Source organism: Nitrosomonas ureae (assembly GCF_900108305.1).
GTDB classification, from domain to species: Bacteria; Pseudomonadota; Gammaproteobacteria; order Burkholderiales; family Nitrosomonadaceae; genus Nitrosomonas; species Nitrosomonas ureae_B.
This window is the reverse complement of the sequence record NZ_FNUX01000007.1, coordinates 35495-57860: the sequence shown is the minus strand read 5'-3', so window position 1 is coordinate 57860 and position 22366 is coordinate 35495. Positions and strand designations below refer to the sequence as shown.

The 22366-nt window shown below is 42.5% G+C and carries 22 protein-coding genes, 1 pseudogene and 1 CRISPR repeat array; of the genes and pseudogenes, 8 read left to right on the top strand and 15 right to left on the bottom strand.

Annotated features, from left to right (window positions below; translation table 11 throughout):
* Positions 1-9: 9 nt before the first annotated feature.
* From C4S39_RS05900 to C4S39_RS05890, 3 genes are all read left to right on the top strand, one after another.
* Positions 10-483 carry a SixA phosphatase family protein gene (locus C4S39_RS05900; protein WP_258039307.1) on the top strand — a complete coding sequence of 158 codons (474 nt, stop codon included), beginning with the start codon at positions 10-12 and terminating at the stop codon, positions 481-483.
* Positions 484-521: 38 nt separating this feature from the next.
* Entirely contained in the window at positions 522-1076 is a 555-nt protein-coding gene (locus C4S39_RS05895; protein ID WP_103966173.1) for a pseudouridine synthase, read from the top strand.
* A 317-nt stretch (positions 1077-1393) separates the two neighbouring features.
* Entirely contained in the window at positions 1394-2584 is a 1191-nt protein-coding gene (locus C4S39_RS05890; protein ID WP_103966111.1) for a DesA family fatty acid desaturase, read from the top strand.
* 76 nt (positions 2585-2660) lie between these two features.
* On the opposite strand, the gene rpmG is transcribed toward C4S39_RS05890, so the two are convergent.
* Genes rpmG through radC form a run of 3 tightly spaced genes read right to left on the bottom strand, consistent with a single transcriptional unit; the run spans position 2661 to position 3824 of the window.
* Positions 2661-2816, bottom strand: a complete 156-nt coding sequence (gene rpmG / locus C4S39_RS05885) for a 50S ribosomal protein L33 (protein ID WP_013647381.1) — start codon at positions 2814-2816, stop codon at positions 2661-2663.
* Positions 2817-2855: 39 nt separating this feature from the next.
* Entirely contained in the window at positions 2856-3092 is a 237-nt protein-coding gene (rpmB, locus tag C4S39_RS05880; RefSeq protein ID WP_013647382.1) for a 50S ribosomal protein L28, read from the bottom strand.
* Positions 3093-3149: 57 nt separating this feature from the next.
* Positions 3150-3824 (bottom strand): RadC family protein, encoded by a 675-nt coding sequence (gene radC / locus C4S39_RS05875; RefSeq protein ID WP_103966110.1) that lies wholly within the window; start codon positions 3822-3824, stop codon positions 3150-3152.
* 240 nt (positions 3825-4064) lie between these two features.
* On the opposite strand from radC, the pseudogene C4S39_RS05870 reads away from it, so the two are divergent.
* The 3 genes and pseudogenes from C4S39_RS05870 to dut form a co-directional block, all read left to right on the top strand.
* Positions 4065-4246 (top strand): annotated as a pseudogene (locus C4S39_RS05870) (transposase); the annotation flags it as partial.
* A gap of 147 nt (positions 4247-4393) precedes the next feature.
* On the top strand, positions 4394-5620 hold the full coding sequence (gene coaBC / locus C4S39_RS05865) for a bifunctional phosphopantothenoylcysteine decarboxylase/phosphopantothenate--cysteine ligase CoaBC (protein ID WP_103966109.1): 1227 nt from the start codon (positions 4394-4396) through the stop codon (positions 5618-5620).
* A complete protein-coding gene (gene dut, locus C4S39_RS05860) occupies positions 5607-6056 on the top strand; it encodes a dUTP diphosphatase (RefSeq protein WP_103966172.1) in 450 nt (149 codons plus the stop codon). Before coaBC ends, dut begins: the two co-directional genes overlap by 14 nt.
* 107 nt (positions 6057-6163) lie before the next feature.
* Here dut and ffh read toward each other — a convergent pair whose 3' ends face one another.
* Positions 6164-7513, bottom strand: coding sequence for a signal recognition particle protein (ffh, locus tag C4S39_RS05855; protein WP_103966108.1), 1350 nt, complete (start codon positions 7511-7513; stop codon positions 6164-6166).
* A 135-nt stretch (positions 7514-7648) separates the two neighbouring features.
* Here ffh and C4S39_RS05850 point away from each other — a divergent pair, with 135 nt between their 5' ends.
* Entirely contained in the window at positions 7649-8491 is an 843-nt protein-coding gene (locus C4S39_RS05850; RefSeq protein ID WP_103966107.1) for a cytochrome C assembly family protein, read from the top strand.
* Positions 8492-8901: 410 nt separating this feature from the next.
* Positions 8902-9719: a CRISPR direct-repeat array (repeat unit 32 nt; unit sequence GTTTCAATCCACGCGCCCACGTGGGGCGCGAC).
* 174 nt (positions 9720-9893) lie between these two features.
* On the opposite strand, the gene cas2 is transcribed toward C4S39_RS05850, so the two are convergent.
* Genes cas2 through C4S39_RS05810 form a run of 8 tightly spaced genes read right to left on the bottom strand, consistent with a single transcriptional unit; the run spans position 9894 to position 18400 of the window.
* Positions 9894-10184, bottom strand: a complete 291-nt coding sequence (cas2, locus tag C4S39_RS05845; RefSeq protein ID WP_103966106.1) for a CRISPR-associated endonuclease Cas2 — start codon at positions 10182-10184, stop codon at positions 9894-9896.
* A 15-nt stretch (positions 10185-10199) separates the two neighbouring features.
* On the bottom strand, positions 10200-11234 hold the full coding sequence (gene cas1c / locus C4S39_RS05840) for a type I-C CRISPR-associated endonuclease Cas1c (RefSeq protein ID WP_103966105.1): 1035 nt from the start codon (positions 11232-11234) through the stop codon (positions 10200-10202).
* Positions 11235-11236: 2 nt separating this feature from the next.
* Positions 11237-11863, bottom strand: coding sequence for a CRISPR-associated protein Cas4 (gene cas4 / locus C4S39_RS05835; RefSeq protein WP_103966104.1), 627 nt, complete (start codon positions 11861-11863; stop codon positions 11237-11239).
* A gap of 51 nt (positions 11864-11914) precedes the next feature.
* A complete protein-coding gene (cas7c, locus tag C4S39_RS05830) occupies positions 11915-12781 on the bottom strand; it encodes a type I-C CRISPR-associated protein Cas7/Csd2 (protein WP_103966103.1) in 867 nt (288 codons plus the stop codon).
* A gap of 46 nt (positions 12782-12827) precedes the next feature.
* The gene (gene cas8c, locus C4S39_RS05825) at positions 12828-14672 is read right to left on the bottom strand and encodes a type I-C CRISPR-associated protein Cas8c/Csd1 (RefSeq protein ID WP_103966102.1); all 1845 of its coding nucleotides are present in this window, start codon (positions 14670-14672) and stop codon (positions 12828-12830) included.
* Positions 14669-15343, bottom strand: a complete 675-nt coding sequence (gene cas5c / locus C4S39_RS05820) for a type I-C CRISPR-associated protein Cas5c (protein WP_103966101.1) — start codon at positions 15341-15343, stop codon at positions 14669-14671. Before cas5c ends, cas8c begins: the two co-directional genes overlap by 4 nt.
* 30 nt (positions 15344-15373) lie before the next feature.
* Positions 15374-17689, bottom strand: coding sequence for a CRISPR-associated helicase Cas3' (gene cas3, locus C4S39_RS05815; RefSeq protein WP_219817919.1), 2316 nt, complete (start codon positions 17687-17689; stop codon positions 15374-15376).
* Positions 17690-17698: 9 nt separating this feature from the next.
* Positions 17699-18400: a CRISPR-associated endonuclease Cas3'' gene (locus C4S39_RS05810; protein ID WP_219817918.1), complete on the bottom strand. Its 702-nt coding sequence runs from the start codon at positions 18398-18400 to the stop codon at positions 17699-17701.
* Between the two features lie 328 nt (positions 18401-18728).
* On the opposite strand from C4S39_RS05810, the gene C4S39_RS05805 reads away from it, so the two are divergent.
* Positions 18729-19040 (top strand): hypothetical protein, encoded by a 312-nt coding sequence (locus C4S39_RS05805; protein WP_103966100.1) that lies wholly within the window; start codon positions 18729-18731, stop codon positions 19038-19040.
* Here C4S39_RS05805 and C4S39_RS15125 read toward each other — a convergent pair.
* From C4S39_RS15125 to C4S39_RS05795, 3 genes are all read right to left on the bottom strand, one after another.
* Positions 18979-19143 (bottom strand): transposase, encoded by a 165-nt coding sequence (locus C4S39_RS15125; RefSeq protein WP_374953015.1) that lies wholly within the window; start codon positions 19141-19143, stop codon positions 18979-18981. The genes C4S39_RS05805 and C4S39_RS15125 overlap by 62 nt on opposite strands.
* 65 nt (positions 19144-19208) lie before the next feature.
* Entirely contained in the window at positions 19209-19865 is a 657-nt protein-coding gene (locus C4S39_RS05800; protein ID WP_103966099.1) for a response regulator, read from the bottom strand.
* A gap of 1 nt (position 19866) precedes the next feature.
* Entirely contained in the window at positions 19867-22308 is a 2442-nt protein-coding gene (locus tag C4S39_RS05795; protein WP_258039306.1) for a sensor histidine kinase, read from the bottom strand.
* Positions 22309-22366: the final 58 nt, after the last annotated feature.

Below are 22366 nucleotides of genomic sequence, written 5' to 3'. Positions count from 1 at the left end.
TTATTAATAATGACTTATCTGATAAATACGATGGATTTGATTTTATGGCGTCACGCAGATGCTGAGGAAGGTTTTCCAGATGCGGCTCGTAAGTTGACCGAGGAAGGATTAAATCAAGCGAAGTGTATGTCTGATTGGCTTAAATCTAAATTGCCAGAAAACACTAAGGTGATAGCAAGTCCGGCACAGCGTACACAGCAAACAGCAATGGCGCTATGCTCTGATTTTATAACGGAAGCTACAATTGGCCCAGGCGCAAATGTACACGATATACTTGCTGTGGCTGATTGGCCTAATTTCCAGGGAGCAGTTGTAATCGTCGGCCATCAACCCACATTGAGGAATGTGGCCAGTTATCTGATTCCAACTATTCCTGCAGAGCTGAGTGTAAAAAAAGGCTCTGTTTGGTGGATTCGATATCAGAAAAGTAAGAGCGGATTTGAACCAGTGCTGCATACTGTGATCTACCCTGAGATGTTATGAATAAATTGAGGTTGGTATCGCACTTATTGACGCTGCATATGCCCAGGATAATTCTGTTCAATAAACCCTACGGTGTGATTTGCCAATTTACACCAGCAGATGGACATCGATCATTGCAGGATTTCATTCCTTTTCCGGGTTTTTATCCGGCAGGTAGATTGGATGCTGATAGCGAAGGTTTAGTGTTATTAACCGATAATGGTAAGCTGCAGAATAAAATTTGCAGCCCAAAGTTTAAACTTCCTAAAACTTATTGGGTTCAAGTGGAAGGTAAGCCAGATAACGGTGCACTCAATGCAATGCGTCGTGGCATTGTTCTCAATGGCTTTAAGACAAAATCTGCGCAGGTAAGCCTGATGAATGAGCCCAGTTTTCTCTGGGACAGAAAGCCGCCTATTCGTTTTCGCAGGAATATTCCGACTACGTGGTTATCTTTGATTCTCAAGGAGGGAAAGAATCGTCAGATAAGGCGAATGACGGCGGCGGTATTTTTTCCTACATTGCGATTAATTCGTTATGCAATCGGTTTGCATACCCTGAAGGGTATTGCACCAGGAGAATGGCGCATGCTTGCTGATTCTGATATAAGCTAAAGATAAATGTTGCCGGATCTTTCTCTGAAATTTTTATGACAATGAATTTCTACTAAGAATCAGAGTGTAATGTCTTATTTGATTAGATCCACATGTGAATAGCAAACTGAAAAGATTGATATTTCCTTTCAAATAAATGATAGTGTAACATTTTGGCTGAAGAGTAATAAGTACGAAATAAAGAAGTAGGACATGCAGTAGTTTTTGATACAAATATGATTAATTGATTGAATTAAATATTGATGTACAGAGTGTAGTTTTTTATTGGATGGACCCCATGTTAAGTTGTACTGGGTCTTTAATAGGATGATAACCATATGATTTATGATTTTCTTAATTTAATTTCGGGTGTGATCGATATGCCGTGGTGGGGATATATTGTTATTACCCTGATTTTTACACATATTACAATTGCCGCTATTACGATTTACTTGCATCGTCATTCGGCACACAGAGCTTTGGAGCTACATGCTATACCGAGTCATTTTTTTCGTTTCTGGCTCTGGCTGACGACTGGAATGGTTACGAAGGAATGGACAGCAATTCATCGCAAACATCATGCAAAGTGTGAAACCAAGGAGGATCCCCATAGTCCGGTTATTTTTGGTATCGAAAAAGTATTAGCGGAAGGTTCAGAACTCTACAGAGCAGAAGCTAAAAATGCGGACACTCTGAAGAGATATGGTTATGGTACTCCTGATGATTGGCTAGAGCGTAATGTGTATAGTAAGCATAGCGCAAAAGGCGTTGCGCTTATGTTGATTATTAATGTGATTTTATTTGGTCCGATTGGGATTACTATTTGGGCCGTTCAAATGTTATGGGCTCCTGTTTTTGCTGCGGGTATCGTTAATGGTGTTGGTCATTACTGGGGATATCGTAATTTTCAGGCGGAAGATGCCAGCAGAAATATTGTTCCTTGGGGAATTCTGATTGGCGGGGAGGAGCTACATAATAATCATCATGCATATGCGACATCTGCACGCTTATCTAATAAGTGGTATGAGTTCGATATCGGTTGGATGTATATCCGAATTTTGGAAGCGTTAGGGCTTGCAAAAGTCAAAAAGATTGCACCTAAATTACGCATTGACCAAGCAAAAACTCAATGTGACTCAGATACCTTGCAAGCTGTTATCTCTCACCGTTATGAAGTTCTTGCAAAGTATACGAAATCATTAAAAGCAACTTTTGCAAAAGAAATGATCCATTTGAAAGAGGCAACCGTTCACTATGGAGTGGACAGTTCCACCTTGAAGCGCTGGGTTCTGGCTGATTCTAAAACCTTGCAGGATCATGAGCGCGAGAAACTGACCCAAGTGCTCAGTAATGCTAAAACTCTCGATAAAGTCTATACCATGCGAGACGAGTTAGCTCAAATATGGCAACGATCTACTGCAACAACGGAAGAATTGGTTAAGCAATTGGAAGATTGGTGCCGACGTGCAGAGGAGAGTGGAATCGAAGTATTGAGAGTATTTTCTCAGCGACTACGGTGCTATGCTTAATGCCTTGAAAAAGTGAAATGAGAATAAAAAAGCCTGCATATGCAGGCTTTTTTATTCTATTTATTATTACTCGATATTACTTGAGTTTTGTTTCTTTATATAGGACATGCTTGCGTACAACAGGATCAAATTTCATAAATTCCATTTTTTCAGGCTTAGCCCGTTTGTTTTTAGTGGTCGTATAAAAATGCCCCGTTCCAGCCGAGGATTCAAGTTTTACTTTTTCACGCATAATGACGGTAACTCCTTGATTAATATTCTTGAAAGATCTTTAAATGTTTTTTCCTTCCAATCGCATTTTAACCAATACTGCATCAATACCATTCTTATCGATAGTACGCAGTGCTGCATTAGTTAAGCGCAGTTTAATCCAGCGATTCTCGCTCTCAACCCAGAATTTTCGGTGTTGCAGATTAGGTAAAAAACGTCTTTTGGTTTTATTATTTGCGTGAGAAACATTGTGACCAGACATTGGCTTCTTGCCAGTTACTTCACATACTCGTGCCATATAGCGCACTCCAGGATTCTTAAAAAGAGGAATTATATCCTGATTTTGGGCATTTGCTCAAATTAAATCATGCTCGGAAAATGAAAGAGCAGTGCCGTTACCGACAATAAAGTGATCCAATACTTGAACATCAATCAGAGACAATGCTTGTTTTAAGGATTGGGTTAATACTTTATCGGCATGACTGGGTTCAGCAGTGCCCGAAGGGTGATTGTGCGCAAAGATGATTGCAGCCGCATTATGATGTAAAGCACGTTTGATAATTTCCCTAGGATAAACACTGGCTTGCGTCAAGGTTCCGCTAAATAGTTCTTCGGTAGCAATAGCATGATTCTTTGCGTCAAGGAAAATGCCAATAAATACTTCGTGTTGCTTATTTGCCAAGCTCAGTCGTAAAAAATCTCGAACCAGTTTAGGTGAATTCATAGCATTGCCACACTTTAGCTCCTCACCTAAGGTACGGCGAGCCATTTCTAATACCGCTTGCAATTGTGCATATTTAGCGATACCCATTCCAGGAAGTTGACAAAAATTTAACTGACTGGCTGCAAACACATTGGTTAAGCTACCAAAATGTAAAAGCAATTCTCTTGCGAGATCTACAGCGCTTTTTCCGCTAATGCCGGTACGTAAGAATATAGCCAGTAGTTCTGTATCAGAAAGTGTCGAAGCACCTTTTTGTAACAGTTTTTCACGTGGTCGTTCAGATACCGGCCAATTTGTAATTGCCATATATGATGTGGTGCACAGTGATGTAAAATAAGACGAGCGGTTGTATTAAGTGTTGATTAGTGAAGCTAACGTGATTAACCATAATTGATAGGATAGCGGCATTAGTGTGATCCAATTGAGCCGAATGAATGTTTTAGTATTTTAGGTAATTTATCGTATTGCAAAATTAAATTTATTGTTCATCATAAGATTAGAACCACCTGATTTAGTTGAAAAAATATGCTGCGCAGGAGGTGTGGCATGGATTATAGATATGGAAGTCATACGGTTTATCAGATTGATTATCATTTGTGCGGGTAACGAAGTATAGATACAAGGTTCTGATAGGAGAGATAGCCGGGCGGGTTCGAGAATTGGTTCGTCAGACGTGCGAAGCATTTGAAATCAGGATAGTGCGTGGTGTAGTGAGTAAGGATCAGGTCATATACTTTGAACCAAATTCAAATGATAATTTTAAAATGGAACCCGAATAAGACGCGTCGTTTAGATGGCGCATATCCGGACTTTCAGTCCGTAACTCAAACCTACCGGCTTTGGCCGGTGGTTGTTTAGTTGAGATATTACTTGTAATGAAAATAGGAGCATCGACTGTATCAAAGAAGCGTTTACTGTTGGGAGTAACCGGCGGTGTGGCCGCCTACAAAACAGCGGAACTAGCACGTCTGTTAACTCAGCATGGAATCGATGTGCAGACAATAATGACCGAAGCAGCTTGTCATTTTATGGGGCCGGCAACTTTCCAGTCATTAACTGGAAATTCTGTATACACTGATTTGTGGAAAACCAATGCCGTGCATAATATGGCGCACATTGATATATCCCGCAACGCCGACATGATTTTAGTGGCTCCGGCCAGCGCAAATTTTATGGGCAAGCTTGCCAATGGACTGGCAGATGATTTGCTATCGGTATTATGTATGGCACGTGATTGTCCGCTCATGATAGCACCGGCAATGAATCGTCAAATGTGGGAGAATCCTGCAACGCAGCGTAATTTGTCATTGTTACGCCAGGATGATGTAACAATAATCGGTCCGGCCTGCGGTGAACAAGCTTGTGGTGAAATAGGGATGGGGCGCATGGTGGAAGTAAGTGAGCTGGTAGAAGCGGTACAAATTGCTTTCCAGGCTGATACATTGTTACGGGGTAAAAATATTTTGGTGACAGCCGGACCTACTTATGAAGCAATTGATGCTGTCCGAGGAATTACCAACAATAGCTCCGGGAAAATGGGATATGCTGTTGCTAAAGCTGCATTAGAAATGGGCGCAAAAACCACTCTGATTTCCGGACCAACATGTTTATCGCCACCTGCAGTTGGCAAGTTTATTTCGGTAGTGAGTGCTGAAGAAATGTTACATGCAGTGCAAGCAGAAGTATTACAAGCTGACATTTTTATCAGTGTCGCTGCTGTCGCTGACTACCGTACTGCAAGCATCCAACAACAAAAACTAAAAAAATCACCTACCAATCTGTTGATTGAATTAATTCCTAATCCGGATATTCTGATGACGGTCTCTACATCTCCCAATCCGCCTTTTTGTGTTGGTTTTGCAGCGGAAACAGAAAATCTCGAGAAGAATGCAGCTGCGAAAAGAAATAAGAAAAAATTACCTTTACTGGTCGCCAATCTGGCTCAAGATGCGATTGGTTCTGATGAGAATGAGTTGATTTTTCTGGATGACGAAGGCAAACATGTTCTTCCCAAGGCAGCAAAAATAGAACAAGCGCGGCGTCTGATGATGCATATTCACTCACTGTATAGCAACCTTAAGAAAAATGATGAAAAAAATTGATATCAAAATTCTCGATGATCGATTAAATGAACAATTTCCAGCGTATGCTACACCGGGTTCAGCCGGTTTGGATTTGCGTGCGTGTATTGAACACCCGGTGACGATCAATCCTGGAGAAACTAATCTCATTCCAGTGGGCATCGCAATACATTTAGCGGATACTGGATTGGCGGCGCTGATATTGCCACGCTCTGGGTTAGGCCATAAGCATGGGATCGTATTAGGAAATTTAGTAGGTTTGATTGATTCAGATTATCAAGGGCAAATTTTGGTTTCTTGCTGGAATCGTAGCCAAACAGCTTTTTGTCTTAATCCGTTAGAACGGATTGCTCAGCTTGTTGTGGTTCCTGTGATTCAAGTAGCGTTTAATCGGGTAGACAGTTTTGACTACAGCCACCGTGGTGAAGATGGGTTTGGCAGTACAGGGAAACATTAATAAACTATTACCTTATGTAGCGTTATTCTGAATATTGCCTATATATGGCTTAGAATAATACTCAGTAATTGCACGGGATGGAAAGAAGCTCGCAACGATTAAGAATCTCAATGAAAGCGCGGTAACATTCCCTTGATTCCACGCATCATTTTTGCCATTCCGCCTTTATTCATCATTTTCATCATTTTCCTGGCTTGTTCAAATTGTGCTAGCAAGCGATTAACTTCCTGCACGGATACGCCTGCACCTGCGGCGATTCGGCGTTTTCTTGAGGCTTTTAGAATTTCTGGTTTCGCACGTTCTTGCTTGGTCATGGAATTGATAATGCCTTCTGTCCGGTTAATTATTTTATCGTCCACTTTAACGTTTTGCGCCGCCTGACTGAATTGGGCTGGTAATTTATCCATCAGGGCATTCATTCCACCCATGTTGCGCATCTGTTGAAACTGTGCTTTGAAATCATCAAGGTCAAATGCTTTACCCGATTTCATTTTCTTCATCAATCTCTCAGCTTCTTGCTGATCGGCGCTACGCTGCGCTTCCTCGATCAAACCGAGTACATCACCCATACCCAAAATGCGGGATGCCATTCGATCAGGATGAAATGCTTCCAGGCCTGTCAGTTTTTCTGCGATACCGGCGAATTTGATCGGTTTTCCCGTAACATGCTTGACTGACAATGCGGCACCGCCACGCGCATCACCGTCGAGCTTGGTAAGAATGACGCCGGTCAATGGTAATGCTTCAGAAAATGCTTTGGCAGTATTTACCGCATCCTGGCCTTGCATTGCATCAACAACAAACAAGGTTTCAATGGGTCGCAAAAGCGCCTCAAGCTCACTGATTTCCTGCATCATGGCTTCATCAATACCTAACCGGCCCGCAGTATCAACAATCATAACCTCATGATGATGCCTGCGTGCATAATCCAATGCAGCGGCACCAATTTCTCCGGGTTTTTGCCCTTCCTGAACAGGGAAAAAATCGGCGCCCACTTGATTGGCTAGAAGTTCAAGTTGACGAATCGCAGCTGGACGATAAATATCACAGGAAACTAGCAATACTTTCTTTTTTTTGTTTTCCATAAGCCACTTGGCCAGCTTCCCGCTGCTAGTAGTCTTGCCGGCGCCTTGTAGTCCTGCCATGAGAATAACCGCAGGCGGGACTGTGGCAAGATTAAGATCAGCCTTTTCTCCACCTATGATGGCAATTAATTCTTGATGAACCACTCCAACTAGAGCCTGTCCTGGGGTGAGGCTACTCATCACTTCATGACCAACAGCTTTTTCTTTGACGCGCGCGATGAAATCTTTGACTACTGGTAAAGCCACATCTGCTTCCAGTAACGCTAAGCGAACTTCTCGCAAAGCATCCTGGATATTATTTTCAGAAAGCCTTGCTTCGCCGCGTAATGTCTTGATAACTCCGCTGAGTCGATGGGTCAGATTGTCAAACATATTTAAGCCTCGTAAATCAATAATTAGAGAACAAAATAATAATCCGTTTTAATAAATATCAGGATCAGGTCTTTGAATTTGCTAAAGTGCCATGTAGACTAAACAATTATTTCGGCATATCAAATTTAACTATCAATGATCAGCATTTTAACTTATCTCGCGGCCTTTTTGCTTTATATACTGATTGGTTGGTTTTTTTGGCGAAATACATGGAGTCAAACCGCATCTGGAACGAATGACCATGTATTGGTGCAAGCTACATGGGGGCATTATGCGATGATTGTTCCGTTGCTGCTGCATACCCTAATACTTTATCAATCCATATTTGTTGGTTCAGGACTTAGTTTCGGTTTGAGCAATGCAATCTCATCCATTGTTTGGTTGACGGCTTTCATTTATTGGTTCTCAGGATTTTTTGAACGCTTACAGGGATTGCAGACTTTGATCGCGCCCATAGCAGGAGCTGCGGCGATAGCGGTATTGCTGCCATTGTTTTTCCCATCCTTGCGTCCGCTTGAGAATACTGAATTGCCTGCATTCAAAGCGCACTTGCTGGTTGCAATGATGGCTTATAGCTTGCTGACAATAGCGGCGTTACACGCATTGTTCATGACAGTAGTCGAACGTCAGTTACACCATCCCGCATCACGTTCAGTATTTCCCAATTTGCCACCGTTGCTGGCAATGGAAAAATTGCTATTTCATATTATCTGGGTTGGGTTTATCTTACTCACGTTGACACTCGTGAGCGGTATCGTATTTTCGCAGGAAGTGTTTGGCCAATCGCTGACGTTTTCTCATAAAACCCTATTTGGTTTTATCTCCTGGGGGGTTTTTGCAGCGTTATTGATAGGTAGGCAGTTCTATGGGTGGCGAGGGCGTATTGCAATTCGCTGGACATTGATCGGATTCATTATATTATTACTAGCCTATATCGGCAGTAAATTTGTGCTGGAAATCATATTGAATCGCTATTAGGTTAGTTAAATTACTTTTATCCTCGGCAAAAAACCAGGTAATTTAGCTTCACGGTCTGATATAACATGAAATTTCAAGCGGAGCCGGAATCGAAAACATCGACAGACAGAGGATATTTATTACTTTTATAAAAACTACTGTAAATATTACTGTATTTTATATTCTCTTGACCTCTGAATTCTTAATTTTTCTGTAATACATCAAACTTTTAGAATGCACCTAACCCAATTTGCCATTGAATTACTTCAGAAGGCTTCTTCGAGCAGATGGGTAAAGTGACGAAACATCGAACTATAACGAAGTAGGCATGAATAGCTGCGGAAGTTAAAGCAAAGAGTGGTTTTTTTACCTTCCGTGTCATGTCGTACACCACTGCGCTGACAACCGATATGGTTGAATTAATAACTGATGTTTCAATCCACGCGCCCACGTGGGGCGCGACGACTCTGACAAGTCCACGGGAAACAAGGAGTGGTGTTTCAATCCACGCGCCCACGTGGGGCGCGACTGTTAAAACATATCGAATCGTTCGATTCTCATTAGTTTCAATCCACGCGCCCACGTGGGGCGCGACTGCCTCGAATTGGCTCAGATGTTTCGGTGTGATGTTTCAATCCACGCGCCCACGTGGGGCGCGACGTCGTCCATAGAAATCAAGGTGAGTCCGATATCTGTTTCAATCCACGCGCCCACGTGGGGCGCGACCACCCGGCCAAAATACGTTTTTAACCGTATTCAGTTTCAATCCACGCGCCCACGTGGGGCGCGACTTCATCGATGAGATGACGCGATTCGACGCCGGCGGTTTCAATCCACGCGCCCACGTGGGGCGCGACGCCTTGCAGCAACTACCGCTCCAAAAAAGTTCTGTTTCAATCCACGCGCCCACGTGGGGCGCGACTTCAGCAAATTAGGCTTATAATCACTGAATGCCGTTTCAATCCACGCGCCCACGTGGGGCGCGACGAGTTTAACGATAAAGAATGGCGTAATAGTCAAGTTTCAATCCACGCGCCCACGTGGGGCGCGACCATGTACAACATCAATACCGGATGCTCCACACCCGTTTCAATCCACGCGCCCACGTGGGGCGCGACAGCCACTATGGGCATGTTTGGTGCGTCTATCGGTGTTTCAATCCACGCGCCCACGTGGGGCGCGACTTCACCGCCTCTATTTCAGGCGTTACTTTTGGAGTTTCAATCCACGCGCCCACGTGGGGCGCGACAGCGTATGCTTAATTGATTGGAATCATTGGTTAAAGAACCAATAAATTGCGAATCAATGGACGCATTTGCGAAAAGTATTATAAATTATTTACTGCTGAAATAAAAAATAAGAAAAATCATTATCTTAATGAATGCAAAAATATTGATCCTTTTATGCTCGCTTAGGATTCGCATTACAGTAATATCAAGCCATTTAAATCTAATACTGTTTTAGCGCCAATATGTTCAACACGCCGTTCCCAGTTATTTCCCAGGTAGTAAAATCTTAAGCTATCGAATTCTTCATCAATAACGTCGATTAGTTCATTTTTTAGCTTTGTCCATTGTGCCATATCAACCTCTATTTCAAATACTGAATACTGTACTCTCTGGCCGTAGTTTAGGCATAATTTTGCAATCCTGCGTAAACGTTTTGGCCCGGTATCGATTTTAAAGCTGACATCGTAAGTTACTAAAATCATCATCTGAAAACCTCTAATCTATTTCCACAGAAAAGGCACATAGCTGTCGCAGTCACCCCGCAAGAAACGCGCTAAGATTTGAGCTTGTAACCAAGGAAGTAAGCCAATCGGAACCGTTTCTTCAAACCACGGATGAAATAAGTTATCTTGCTTACGGTCTTGCCAAGCCGCCAACAATTTTTTTCGAGGTTCATCTTTCAATGTCACTGATCTGTTGGGCCAAGTCTCAAAATCCTTAGACACTACTTGTCGCTTGTTAATTAGTGATAATACAAACCTATCAACCATAGGCCGAAATTCTTCCGCCATATCTAAAGCTAATGACGGTCTGCCGCTACGTAGTTGATGCAAAAATCCACTGGCAGGATCTAATCCGGTTGTTTCCAAGGCAGAGCGACAATCATGGGTGAGCAAGGTGTAGAAAAACGACAGCAAAGCATTTACAGGATCAGTTGGTGGTCGGCGTCTGCGGGAGTCAAACTCGAAATCAGCTTGTCGTATTAAATGGTTAAACACGCCAAAATATACTTGCGCCGCTTCACCTTCCCGCCCCATCAAAGTATCAATAGTTTTGCAATCGATAAGCTGTGTTAAACAGCGAGTCAAGCGTTTTTCAGCGATTTGTAAGTCAGCAAGTATTTTGTCGTCGATAATTTGTTCACTGTGATCACGCAGATATCTTCTAATCACATAGCGCTGGTTATACAATTTCCCGGTTAGCATGGTCTGGGCAATGGCAACACTCTTTTCCACATTGTGCCCGGTTATATGTTGCGTTCTACGTAACAGCACATTACCGCTTACGGGACCTTCAACGCGAGCTAGATATTTGCCGAACATATTTAAAAAAGTAATGGTTATGCCATTTTCTGCACAATGCGCCATCAAGTAAGGTGAAATAGTTACTTGCCCAAAACACACTAAACCCTGTAATTTATGAATAGGTACGCGTGCTTTAGTTTCCTTATACACTTTTAAAACCAAATTCTCGTTGTCTTTATGCAACCAGGCGTTTTGCGTTTGAACATAAATTACGTTGCGTAATGGACGCATATTTAATCCTTTTTTAACTGTTCTGCCAGCCAGGCAGATGCCGATTTGCCAAAATCTTTGGGATGGCATTGATCGATTAGCGAGCAACCGTTACATTTTCTTGCTTGGTAGATTGCATGAGGAGTAATGTTGGTTTGTACGATGTCTCGGCAGGCTAAGATGGTTTGTAGCGTTAAATTGCGTAGTTCAGCATCAAAAATTACCGGGTGCCGCCGACGTACTTCGCCATAAAACAATGCGCCTTCCGGTATTGCAACACCGTGCATTTCTTCCAAACAAAGTGCTTGTGCGCACAATTGCACCTCATCGGCGCGATGCGCTTTGGGTTTGCCACGTTTGTATTCGATGGGGAAGGGGATTTCTGTGCCGTCTGCTTGTTGATGGTATTCCACCACATCGGCTACGCCTTCGATGCGTAGTTCTGCGTTAGCCAAGCGCAACGCTCGCGCGGTACGCACTGCACCGCGTTTTTGCTGATCAGCCTGATTTACGCGTTGATGCAATACCTGACCTTCTGCCGTAAATTGGTTTTCTATCCAGATATTTTCCAGTTCAATTAAAGCGAATTGACGCGGGCAATATAGATAATGCTGCAAGCGTGATAGGTAGATGGGTTCTAGGGTTTGCATGGCTCAATTTAGCACCCACAACGGAGATAAATAAAATGACAGTATTTGTGGTTATATTATTTCTATAATCTCAACGGCTTGTGGTAAATCAGCTCGATTGATGTTGACGACATAATCACTAAAACTGCGCGGTGGAATATCATCTGGATTGACACGATCAATCTTGATGAGGTCAAACAGCTTATGTGATGGTGCATTGCCTAATTTATCTGCATGTTTAAAAACAATGAGTTTTTGCGTTGCCATTTCGCCACGCGCGGCTGAATGGTCATGTTCAAAAATTTGCGCCAGTGAGTCCCATAAAATTTGCAAATCCTGTTCTGTGAAGCCTGTTTTCTCAGCAAGTGCGGCTGAAACAAATCCATGAGCGCGATATAAACCATAAGGAATAATATGTTTACGGCCCATTGTGCGTTCTTTTTCTGCGTCTTTTTCGTTAGTGACCGTCATGCGGGTTATGGAAATTTCTTGAGGAAAAACCGGATCAATTGAACGTGCAAAGGCCATTTGTATAGGACCACGAACAGTACCTGTATTTATCTCTGTGGTCATTACTGCGCCAAATGTACGAATATCGAAAAAGTGGTTGCACATGAATTGTGTCAAGGCTTTTGCTTTATCCGCATCAAGGGGTAATTTTTTTGCTACTGGTTTCAAATCTTGTGCTTCATACGCTTTTTTGTTCAGGTTATTTAACACGGCTTTTTCCTGCATATAAATTGCGTAACCCGGTTTATCTGCTTGTGTTAACTCTACAAAATTACGAATCTTGCGTTTTAAACAAACATCGGTGACTAAGCCCTGGTTAGTTTCAGGGTCTAAACGTGGCATATTGCCAGCATCGGGATCACCATTGGGGTTGCCGTTTTTAACGTCAAACAGTAAAACAAATTCGTAGCGGTTGTTAATTATGGTCATGTGAGATATTCCTTTGAAATTGAGTCGTGTGTGTTTTGTTTTCGAGCTAGTCTTCACTCGCTTGGCTTAGTGTTTGGTCTTCATCATCATGTACAGCTACAAGGTTTTCAATTTCCTTGCCCGCTTTATCTTTTATTTTCCGAGTGTAGCGTTGATGGTAATAACCAATAGCGAAACGTCCTTGATCTTGAAGATTCAAATTACGCGGCCATGAAGTCGGCATATCATTTTCAATATCTCTTATTTGCCAGTCGAAAAATGATGCCAAATGTTTTTTATCAGTGTTATCCTTTCTTATTTTTGCGAGATGATTCATGGCATTGCGTATCAGCATGGGAAATACTAAAGCGGGTGTGGCGGAAGCTGCTCCCCAGTAACGATCGCGTATGGTGGCATTGATGTCCTTGCCTAACGCCTGCTTTTGTATGCTTTCTAGTACCGCAAAAAGCCGTCCCATTCGATAGGCGACATTTTTTTCTTCTACATCCAGACTCATAGATAACTCCTTTGTGTTGGTCAATTGTTTTAAACGGATTTGACGATTGATAACGGCTTTACACAACGATACTCGTATGGAATTCACTACGCCATCTGAACGTATACGCAGTAGCACTTGTGCTAACAGACTTTGTGGATAGTTTTGTCCCGTGAAAATTGCGCGTGCCAGTCCACCCGCTAATTGAGGGGAAATTTCATCAGCTTTTGTTTTTCCATTATAAATAGGCGCGGTAGCATAGGTTAATTTCCAAATTTCTGGCAGTCCATTCCCCCATTGTGGTTCAAGATGCAAATCATGGTAATGCTGTGCTATACGTTGCGTCATTTCATCGAGTGTGGACACATACCAAAATCGTATCGATATACGCGCAGCATTAGGCGATAAACCCAAAATATAAAATTTAGTTGCTGGATTAAGGCTTGGGCGGAGGGTTTGCAGTGGAATACCTTGTGAAACTTGTTGTAATAAACTAGCTAAACTTGCTGTTTCTTGTCCATCAGTAGGATTGATTGCTTCCGACATAAAGCTTTCTGCCATTTCAGCATCAGTGCTATCAGCCGATTCTGCCCAAAAAATAGTCACCGCATCACCAATTTTTAAGCGTTGTTTGTTGGTATTGTCTTTGCGTAGCAGATAATTTAGGACTGTGACATATTTGAACGCGGCATTCGTGCCGACACTGGCATTTTTGCCTTTTTTCAAACCATAGGATTCAAAAGAATCTTTGTTAAACGATACGATTAACGCGCCAGACGATTGTGCGTTATCTACGCCTTTAATTGAACTATGTAGCTCAGCTATTTTTGCAGTTTCTCCCTCAATAAGGCATTGTCCATCGGAAAGTTTATTAAGATAGTTAGAAAGTACGATTGCCCATTGTTTTTTAAACTCCTCACAGTCATGGATGTACTTATTTCCATCGTCAAGTAGTCTAAAAACAAAATTAGCATCTAAAGCTTCTTTTGTTTCTTCGTGGTAATTTTGCTTATTGTCATTCCAGAACGTTGGAAATTTTTGCAAAGCTTTTAATGCCTTTGAATTGGTGCTGTCAAAAGTACTTACCTTAGCCCAAAAATCTTCATATTTTTTGTCCAAGTCATTAGGTTTTTCTGAGAGACCTAATGTATAGGCTGAGTTATCCCATAGATAATTAGCTTTCACACCTGATGTTCTTCCTTCGAGCATAGGAATCATCAATGATCTCGGCGTGTAAATTGTCTTTTTTTTCACTGCATAAGGAATGCGTAAATCCTCAATATGATGAATTGAGCCGTCCGCATTCAGCGCGATACAGTAACTAATTTTTTCCCAACTCCAACCGTAAGGAGGAAGAACACCTTGTTTGGTTGTAAAGAGCCTATCGTAATACGCATTCAATGATTGAAGAATCATGACAAAATCTCCAACATTGAGGGTATGGTAATGATGCCGTTAATCATGTTTGCTCTAAAAAAGCGCGGTGTCATGCCGTTAGTAAAATCTATATCCCATAACATCCAGCCTAAATCGCGTTCTCCTTTGAGTTGTTCGTGACAGATGGGAATATCAGCTAGGCTATCCAGTAATTCAAATGACGCACTAAACTCTCGATTTCCTAAACAGGGTTGTTGAAAACACTGTCCCTTACTGGCTCTGCGCTTGAATATTTCAATGTGTTTGCCCGCATTATCATCAACACCAGCCTGTTCCGTGAATTCAAAATGGGCTTCAATGATGTAGCACACTTTTTTAAGAATAATGGCAGCGCGTTGTTGACGATTATCGCCGTCATCAACGTGATAAGTCAGCTTGCCAAGATTGCCGCTTTTCATAGCAGCCTTCACATTACTTGGTTTTATAATGTCCGCCACTTCATTACGTTTTATGTTTTCAAAACAAATCGGCTCTAACACATGAATACGGTCTATTACCCAACGAATCGCTGGTTTCCAATGTATCGCTTCAATAATGCCGCGTGCTGCTGACGGTGTAATGACATCATAAGAAACACGCTCTACTTTCATTTCAGGTCGGGTAAAACAGGCATTGTCGCCCCAGACTTTTAAAATAATGCCTTTCGTCATTTGTTTTTCACTCCAATTTATGCATTTTTATCACCAAACACAGTCTTCTCCGTTCATTATTAACGGGTTAGCTTCGAGATTGAAGCCAACGGTATCTGTATATAAATTGTCACTTTCCAGCACTAAAAATTGTTCACCGAATCTTTTGGACTGAACGTATTGTAATGCTCTTAGCTTGATTAACTCCCCTGCTAAATGCTGCGGCACAGAAATGGTATAAACCTGCAAAGTTCTTGCGATCTGTCCAACACTCATGTAATCAGGTAGTTCATACAATTGTTTGATACCATCAACCGCCGTTTGATCATAGCGTACGATGACTGTTTTCATGGTGTTGCTAATGACTTTAAACTTTTGTGCAATCCAATCAAAAGGCAGGTTTTGAAGCTTGCTGTCTCGTATGACTCCTAAAATGTTGTGTTTATCTAGCTCACTGGTTTGCCCTGTTTCTTTATGCCAATAAACGCGCTCAAAATAATCTTGAATAGCCTCTAATCCTAACGGGTCACTGCTAAAAGTATGAAGGCTGAGGGTTTCTTTCATTTTGTCTGAGTATGTTTTAAGTTCGGGTGGTGGGGCGTGGTCTTTGGCGGTAAATATCCATACGGGGCTTTCGTCAGTTTTACGTTTACCCTCACGGTTACAACGCCCAGCCGCTTGAGCAATGGAATCTAAGCCCGCATCACTACGCATGACAAAAGGAAAATCAACATCTACCCCCGCTTCTATCAACGAGGTGGATACCACGCGACAGGTTTTGCCCTGCTTTAATGCCAAACGAATTTTTGCGAGCAGCAATTTTCGGTGTACCGCACACATATACGTTGATAAATGAAACGAACCTGTTAAATCCGCGATACCTTGATACAGTTCTTGTGCCTGTTTTCTATTGTTGACGATACACAATACTTGCTGTTTGTCGCGTAAATTGGCAATGACTTGGGCATCATCTAACATGCCTATATGCTTTACCGAAACACGTTGAAACTGCTCGTAAAGCTGTTTGGGATTAATACTGTCAGATACGGCTAATTCGCGTACATTTTGCAGACCGCCCGAAAAACCATCTTCTTCCTTAAATGCAGGTTGTGTGGCGGTACACAATACAATTGAGCAACCATAATTTTTTGCCAATTCATCAAGAGCAGCCATACAAGGGCGCAGTAAGTACATAGGTAAGGTTTGTGCTTCATCTAAAATCACCACACTATTGACTATACGGTGTAATTTACGGCAATCGCTGGGGCGATTAGAGAAAAGCGATTCCATGAACTGCACGACGGTGGTAACTATCACAGGTGCATCCCAGTTTTCCATCGCCATTTTTAACTTTGTTTTGCTGTCAGGCTGTTTTACGTTACTTTCAAGGGCGGGATCATTAAACGCGCTGTGATGTTCAATGATGGCATCCTGATATTCCTTTCCAAACTGCTCACGAAATACGGCAGCATTTTGTTCAATAATGCTGGTAAAAGGGATGACATAAATGATGCGCCGTTTTTGATATGTTTCGGCATGATCAAGGGCAAAAGCCATAGATGCCAAGGTTTTACCGCCGCCCGTTGGAACAGTTAAGCTAAATAAACCAGGTTCAAGCGTTTTAGCGTTATGACGTACCGCCGACAAAATGCTTGCGCGTTTTAGATTTATATCCTTATCGCATTTAAGTGATTGTAATGATTTATCAAAATTCGTTTTCAGTTGCGCCAAGCTGGGATATTGCCCCCGTGATGCCAACGGTAGCCCTGCAACACGATTGCAAAACACTTCCGTATCCAGTCGATCGGCATCAACCAAGCAGGAAAGAATCATGCGAGATAAAAAAGTCTGTTGAAAACAGACAAAGCCTTTTTTGGGCTTTAACGGCGGGACTGATAATTTTCTGGGCAATTTCTGTGCAATTTCATCTATCCATGCCAATTTTAGAATAGGCAAGTCAGTTTTATTACAGCGTTCTGTTAAAGGGGTGAGCTTTTGATCCGTCCGGTAATCACCATTTGCAAGTCCAGCATGGTGTCCAGCGATTGCATAAGCGATGAAAAATCCGAAATCGTCATATTTTTCAAACGCGATTTTCGCGCCCCATGTGGCATGATCGATTCTTGGATGCTTACCTTCAAGCCGCTGTTGAAACTCTACCGTATATTTGCCTAAATCATGCAATAAACCAGCAGCTTTGCCATATTCAGCACACTTAAAAGTTTCTGCAAAACCCTCGGCTAGTTCTCCAACATTTACAAGGTGGTTTTGTAAATGTTGCCAGTCACTTTTATCACTTCGTTCTGTCGAGTGTGCATAAAAAAAATTATCGATTTCGTCATTGTAGGCTGGTTGATTAATGATCAATTGACCTCCTTAATTTGATGTCGACATACTGAATAAAAACCGCGTCCAAAAACCGATATAAAAACATTTAATGGCTTCAGATATGGCTTGCTCATGCTGTTCATTTTTGATGAGTAGTCTTATCTGTTTGCACATGGATAACACCAATTGTTTGTCGATCAGATTTTTGGCTTGTTCCAGAATATGTGCATCAGTATTTTGCTTACATTCAGTTAGGTGCACTCGTTCATCATCTTTGCTTATGCGCAGATTAAAGCCATTGACACCTTCCGGTGTTAAGCAATCAATTAAACCGCTGTGATGCGATGCAACACACAACCCAAGTATTTGACCGCATAATTTGCCTTCGCCATTTTTGCCGAATTTACTCAATGCTTCCCATATCAATTGCGCACCTGCCGTGGAATGATCTATTTTACCTTTCAGGGCAATGACATCAACGTAATTAGCATCCATATCAGGATTGAGTAATCCGGTACCGGACTGGATGTAGTTTTGAAAAGCGGTACTGTATTTACCGAAATCGTGTAACAGTCCTATCAACTCGCCTGCTTCGGCAACATTGATTTTACTGGCTAATTTCTTGGTGATATCAGCCACTTCTTGTAAATGAATGGCGAGAGTTTGCTTTTCTTTATCCGTTGTGCGGACGTGAGCTATGTAAGCTTGGTTTTTATCAAGCAGGTGATTGATGTTGTCGACGATTTTCATTTTAACTTAAAATATACTGTTTCTTTTAGACTTGGTTCAATACGAAAAAGGAGCATGCATGGCTGCCAAAGCGATGGTCATCGTTCAGGCGGTACATTGTTGACATAGGTTTTGTGGTTTTATTGCCACGTCAGCTTTGATTTTGTGTCGGGCCATTACAATGACTCTCCAAGTAAAAAGCAGTACAGGATGGGCTACTACATATTTGACTAGATTGTAAAGGGTGTTACTGTATTCTATCGGATATAAAAAACACGTAAATCATCTGTTTATTCGTGTTTAGCGAGCTTGTTTGATTATATAAGTTTGGTGGGCTTATGTTACTGGTTTGCGCCTGACCCCGGAAGAGCGTGCCACGCTTGAGTGCGAAGCCGCCGGATTGCTATTAGGCGGATATATCCGAGAGCGTGTATTTGATGAAAACCGAGCTAAGCGTCGCACCCATAACAAACATCCGGTTAAAGATCATAAATTTTTGAGCCAATTACTTGGCGAGCTGAGTCATTCGAGACTGGTGAATAATCTCAATCAACTCACCAAGGCTGCCAATTGCGGCTTGTTAATGTTTACCCCGGAGGTCAAAACGGCGCTGCTGAACGCATGTGCCAATATCCGTTACTTCCTCGGCATATCGTATTGATTTCCAGGCTTCGAGATACTTCTGCCGTCGTATGCCCCTGATCCAATACCAGGTTGATTGCATCAAATTTGTATTTCTTTGTGTATTGCTTTCTCGTTACCATTTCTTCCTCCAGCTAAAGCTATTTTCTCATAACTGGACTATGCGGATTTATTAAACCATGTCAGTTTAGTGCTCTTCAGAAATCCAACGCGTGGCGTAGCGGATTAAGTCGGCGCCATCTTTTAAATGTAGTTTGATCCGGATATTGAAGCGATGCGTCTCGATTGTTTTGATGCTGCGGCAAAGCAATTTTGCAATTTCTTGACTGCTATGTCCTTGTCCGATCAAGTGGAGTATTTCAAATTCACTGGGAGTAAGTGTATTGATAAGCTGCTCGGGCTCGGAGTGACCCGATGCGATGCGTTTCAACAATTTCTCGTGCATTTGCTTGCTTAAATAAACGTTACCCTTGAGTACTTCATGAATCGCCGCCAGCAATATTTCGCCTGGTTCTTGTTTCATCACATAGCCGCGCGCGCCGGCGCGTAAAGCGCGTTCGGCATACATTGATTCATCATGCATGGAGACAAATAGGACGGGAAGTGTAGGTATCAGCGCATGCATACTTTTAATCACTTCAAAACCGGATACGGTTTTAAGCGTGACATCCAATAAAACAATATCGACAGGTTCATTTTTCTTCAGTATTGCCAATGCCTCGTTGCCATCACCAGCTTCGGCAATTACTTCCATATCGGATTCCATGTTGATCATCATCGCCATGCCATGCCTTAGCATGGCATGGTCATCCACTAACATTATTTTTATTTTATTTGTAGACATTTTAGGCCATCCGCATTTCTAAACGAACTTCCGTGCCACCTTCGGAGCGTGGGAGAAAATCCAATTTTGCACCTAATTGCTTGGCACGATATTGCATTATTTTTATACCCATTCCGGAGGTTGTTTGCGAGGTCTCACTCGTTTCAATAAATCCGCCGCCGTCATCGGAAATTGACAAGCACAGTAGTCCTTCATTTGAAGATAAGGATATAGCGATGTGTTGCGCCTTGCCATGGCGAATTGCATTGTTGGCGGCTTCCTGGGCAATTCGATACAGATTAAGCGCCAGGGTATCATCATGAATAATAATGTTACTTTTGCATGAAAATACGCAAGATATGCTGTAAGTCGTTGCTATTCTATTCGCTAGCGCTTGTAGTGCGGCAATCACGCCATTGGCTTCTATTTCAAACGGAAGCAGTCCTTGCGCCAGTTGCTTGATGTGTATTACCGAGATTTGTGCTTGTGAGGCAATGGAAGCGGCAACTGTTGCCATGCTGGTGTTTCCTGCGGCAATGATTTGCTTCTCCAGCGCCCTGGCTTGATAGCCGATAGCGGCTATTTGCTGCCCTAGATTATCATGCAACTCCTGTCCTATTGTATGTGCTTGTTCTTCAGCTACGAACACCAGGGCTTGTTCCAATCGTTTGCGTTCCAGCCAGCTTTCCAAGTCGCTGGCGATCGCGTTAACGAGTTTCTGCTCTTCCACCACCATATGGGGGTGATCTGCCGGGTAATAAACTCGTATTTGACCGCACACTTTGCCATTAACACGAATCATGGAGCTGCAGGTACACGCAGGATCTCGTTCTGTGCGCCAATAATTGGTTTTCCTATGAGTGATTTTGGCTTTTGACTGTAATCGATGCCCAACTTCCGGGTCAAATTTCCCTATGGTAAATCTCCAGCCATTGAGTTCGATTACGGCACTTGCAATTTCGGGAAATTGCATAGCCGGTATCAGATGTTCAAAAATATTCTGGCAAACGTTGTCTATCGATGATTCCATGCCGATGCCGCGGCGAATTTCATAAAGGCAAGTGATCTCTTTAAGGCGCTCATGCAGTAACTCATCGACTTGTTTACGTTCCAGCCATCGTGCCAGATCACTGGTAATCGCATCGATAAGCTTTTGTTCTTCCAGAATCAGAAAAGGTTTGTCCTGGGGGTAAAAAACGCTTAGCTGGCCACATATCTTCCCGTTGACACTGATCTTTGAGCTTAATCCGTGTGTCGAATCTTGATTCGAAGTCGTAGAACAAATACGCTTTCCATCGAGCTCGATGATTACCGAAGCATGTTCTGGATATTGCATGGCAGGAGTCAGATGTGCAATTATCTGCTGGCAAACTTTGTCGACGGACAAATCAGATCCGATGCTGCGGCGAATCTCATACAGGCAGGTAATTTCTTTCAAGCGTTCACGCAGCTCAATTTCCTTATGGCTTAGTTCGATAGAAATCTGTTCTGCGGTTTCTTTGGCATCGCGTGATTCTCTTTCGGATTTAATCAGTTTGCGGACAAACCAATTCAATAGCAATATTTCAGCAATAATCAATCCAGCGAGATAAAGGACGATAGTCATTAATTGATCATTAATCGGATTGAATAATTCTTCCTGATCCAGCTTCAGAACCATGCCTAGACCAATACCATGGAGTGGCGCATATGCTTCGATTACCGGTATGTGGCGATAATCTTTTACCGCAATGACGCCGCTTGTGCCATTGAGCGCAAGATTTATTGGCAATATTCCCCCTTCGCTTGCATATCGCAGATGGGTGAATTTTACGCCGTCAATTTGACTGATCAAACAAGCCATCGCCTGTGTATCGATGGCCGGAGGGGCGCACAATATGAACTCGCCGGTTTTGCCAATGGATCTTATCTCGCTGAATCTGCGCGTTACTTGTGGTAGTTTGATTTCTGTCACAATTCTGCCGATATGACGCTTTTCCTGATCTGTAATATCGACCTGAGTGCGCAAAATAAATTGCTTATCCCATATGAGGAATGTGTCATGGTATTCCGGCAGTGGTATTGACTGAGCTATATTTTCAGAAAAATGGCCGATTTGGGATAATTTATTGCCCTTTGCATCATAAACAACTGCGGCAGAAAAACCTGTCTCCGGGAGTGAATTAACACTTCGCTCAAGATCGTGCAATGCGCTTTTATTTTCTGGTTGCGCATTGAGTTCCTGCATGGACTGAATCAAGAACGGACGAATGGCTAAAGTGCGTGTATCCGCCATTCCTTTTTGAATCTGATTTTCTACGAGAAGCGCCTTGCCTTGCAACGCAACACGTAAACCTATCCCCAGTACGGATTCAATTTGTTGCCGCATTGCACTGTAAACAGCAATACCGGTTGATAATGTTAATCCCAGCAGGAGTAAGCCGCCAATGATACTAATCTTGTGATCGTCACGTGTAAAAAGCAAGCTGTCCTCCTCAATAGGATTATCGGTCTATGGCTTTTGCTGATTAAAATTATGCAGA

Excerpts from the sequence above, each read along its gene's own strand:
- C4S39_RS05900 (WP_258039307.1), top strand. The coding sequence starts at position 10 with ATGACTTATCTGATAAATACGATGGATTTGATTTTATGGCGTCACGCA.
- C4S39_RS05895 (WP_103966173.1), top strand. The coding sequence starts at position 522 with ATGCCCAGGATAATTCTGTTCAATAAACCCTACGGTGTGATTTGCCAA.
- C4S39_RS05890 (WP_103966111.1), top strand. The coding sequence starts at position 1,394 with ATGATTTATGATTTTCTTAATTTAATTTCGGGTGTGATCGATATGCCG.
- rpmG (WP_013647381.1), bottom strand. The coding sequence starts at position 2,816 with ATGCGTGAAAAAGTAAAACTTGAATCCTCGGCTGGAACGGGGCATTTT.
- rpmB (WP_013647382.1), bottom strand. The coding sequence starts at position 3,092 with ATGGCACGAGTATGTGAAGTAACTGGCAAGAAGCCAATGTCTGGTCAC.
- radC (WP_103966110.1), bottom strand. The coding sequence starts at position 3,824 with ATGGCAATTACAAATTGGCCGGTATCTGAACGACCACGTGAAAAACTG.
- coaBC (WP_103966109.1), top strand. The coding sequence starts at position 4,394 with ATGAAAATAGGAGCATCGACTGTATCAAAGAAGCGTTTACTGTTGGGA.
- dut (WP_103966172.1), top strand. The coding sequence starts at position 5,607 with ATGAAAAAAATTGATATCAAAATTCTCGATGATCGATTAAATGAACAA.
- ffh (WP_103966108.1), bottom strand. The coding sequence starts at position 7,513 with ATGTTTGACAATCTGACCCATCGACTCAGCGGAGTTATCAAGACATTA.
- C4S39_RS05850 (WP_103966107.1), top strand. The coding sequence starts at position 7,649 with ATGATCAGCATTTTAACTTATCTCGCGGCCTTTTTGCTTTATATACTG.
- cas2 (WP_103966106.1), bottom strand. The coding sequence starts at position 10,184 with ATGATGATTTTAGTAACTTACGATGTCAGCTTTAAAATCGATACCGGG.
- cas1c (WP_103966105.1), bottom strand. The coding sequence starts at position 11,234 with ATGCGTCCATTACGCAACGTAATTTATGTTCAAACGCAAAACGCCTGG.
- cas4 (WP_103966104.1), bottom strand. The coding sequence starts at position 11,863 with ATGCAAACCCTAGAACCCATCTACCTATCACGCTTGCAGCATTATCTA.
- cas7c (WP_103966103.1), bottom strand. The coding sequence starts at position 12,781 with ATGACCATAATTAACAACCGCTACGAATTTGTTTTACTGTTTGACGTT.
- cas8c (WP_103966102.1), bottom strand. The coding sequence starts at position 14,672 with ATGATTCTTCAATCATTGAATGCGTATTACGATAGGCTCTTTACAACC.
- cas5c (WP_103966101.1), bottom strand. The coding sequence starts at position 15,343 with ATGACGAAAGGCATTATTTTAAAAGTCTGGGGCGACAATGCCTGTTTT.
- C4S39_RS05810 (WP_219817918.1), bottom strand. The coding sequence starts at position 18,400 with ATGAAAATCGTCGACAACATCAATCACCTGCTTGATAAAAACCAAGCT.
- C4S39_RS15125 (WP_374953015.1), bottom strand. The coding sequence starts at position 19,143 with ATGGTAACGAGAAAGCAATACACAAAGAAATACAAATTTGATGCAATC.
- C4S39_RS05800 (WP_103966099.1), bottom strand. The coding sequence starts at position 19,865 with ATGTCTACAAATAAAATAAAAATAATGTTAGTGGATGACCATGCCATG.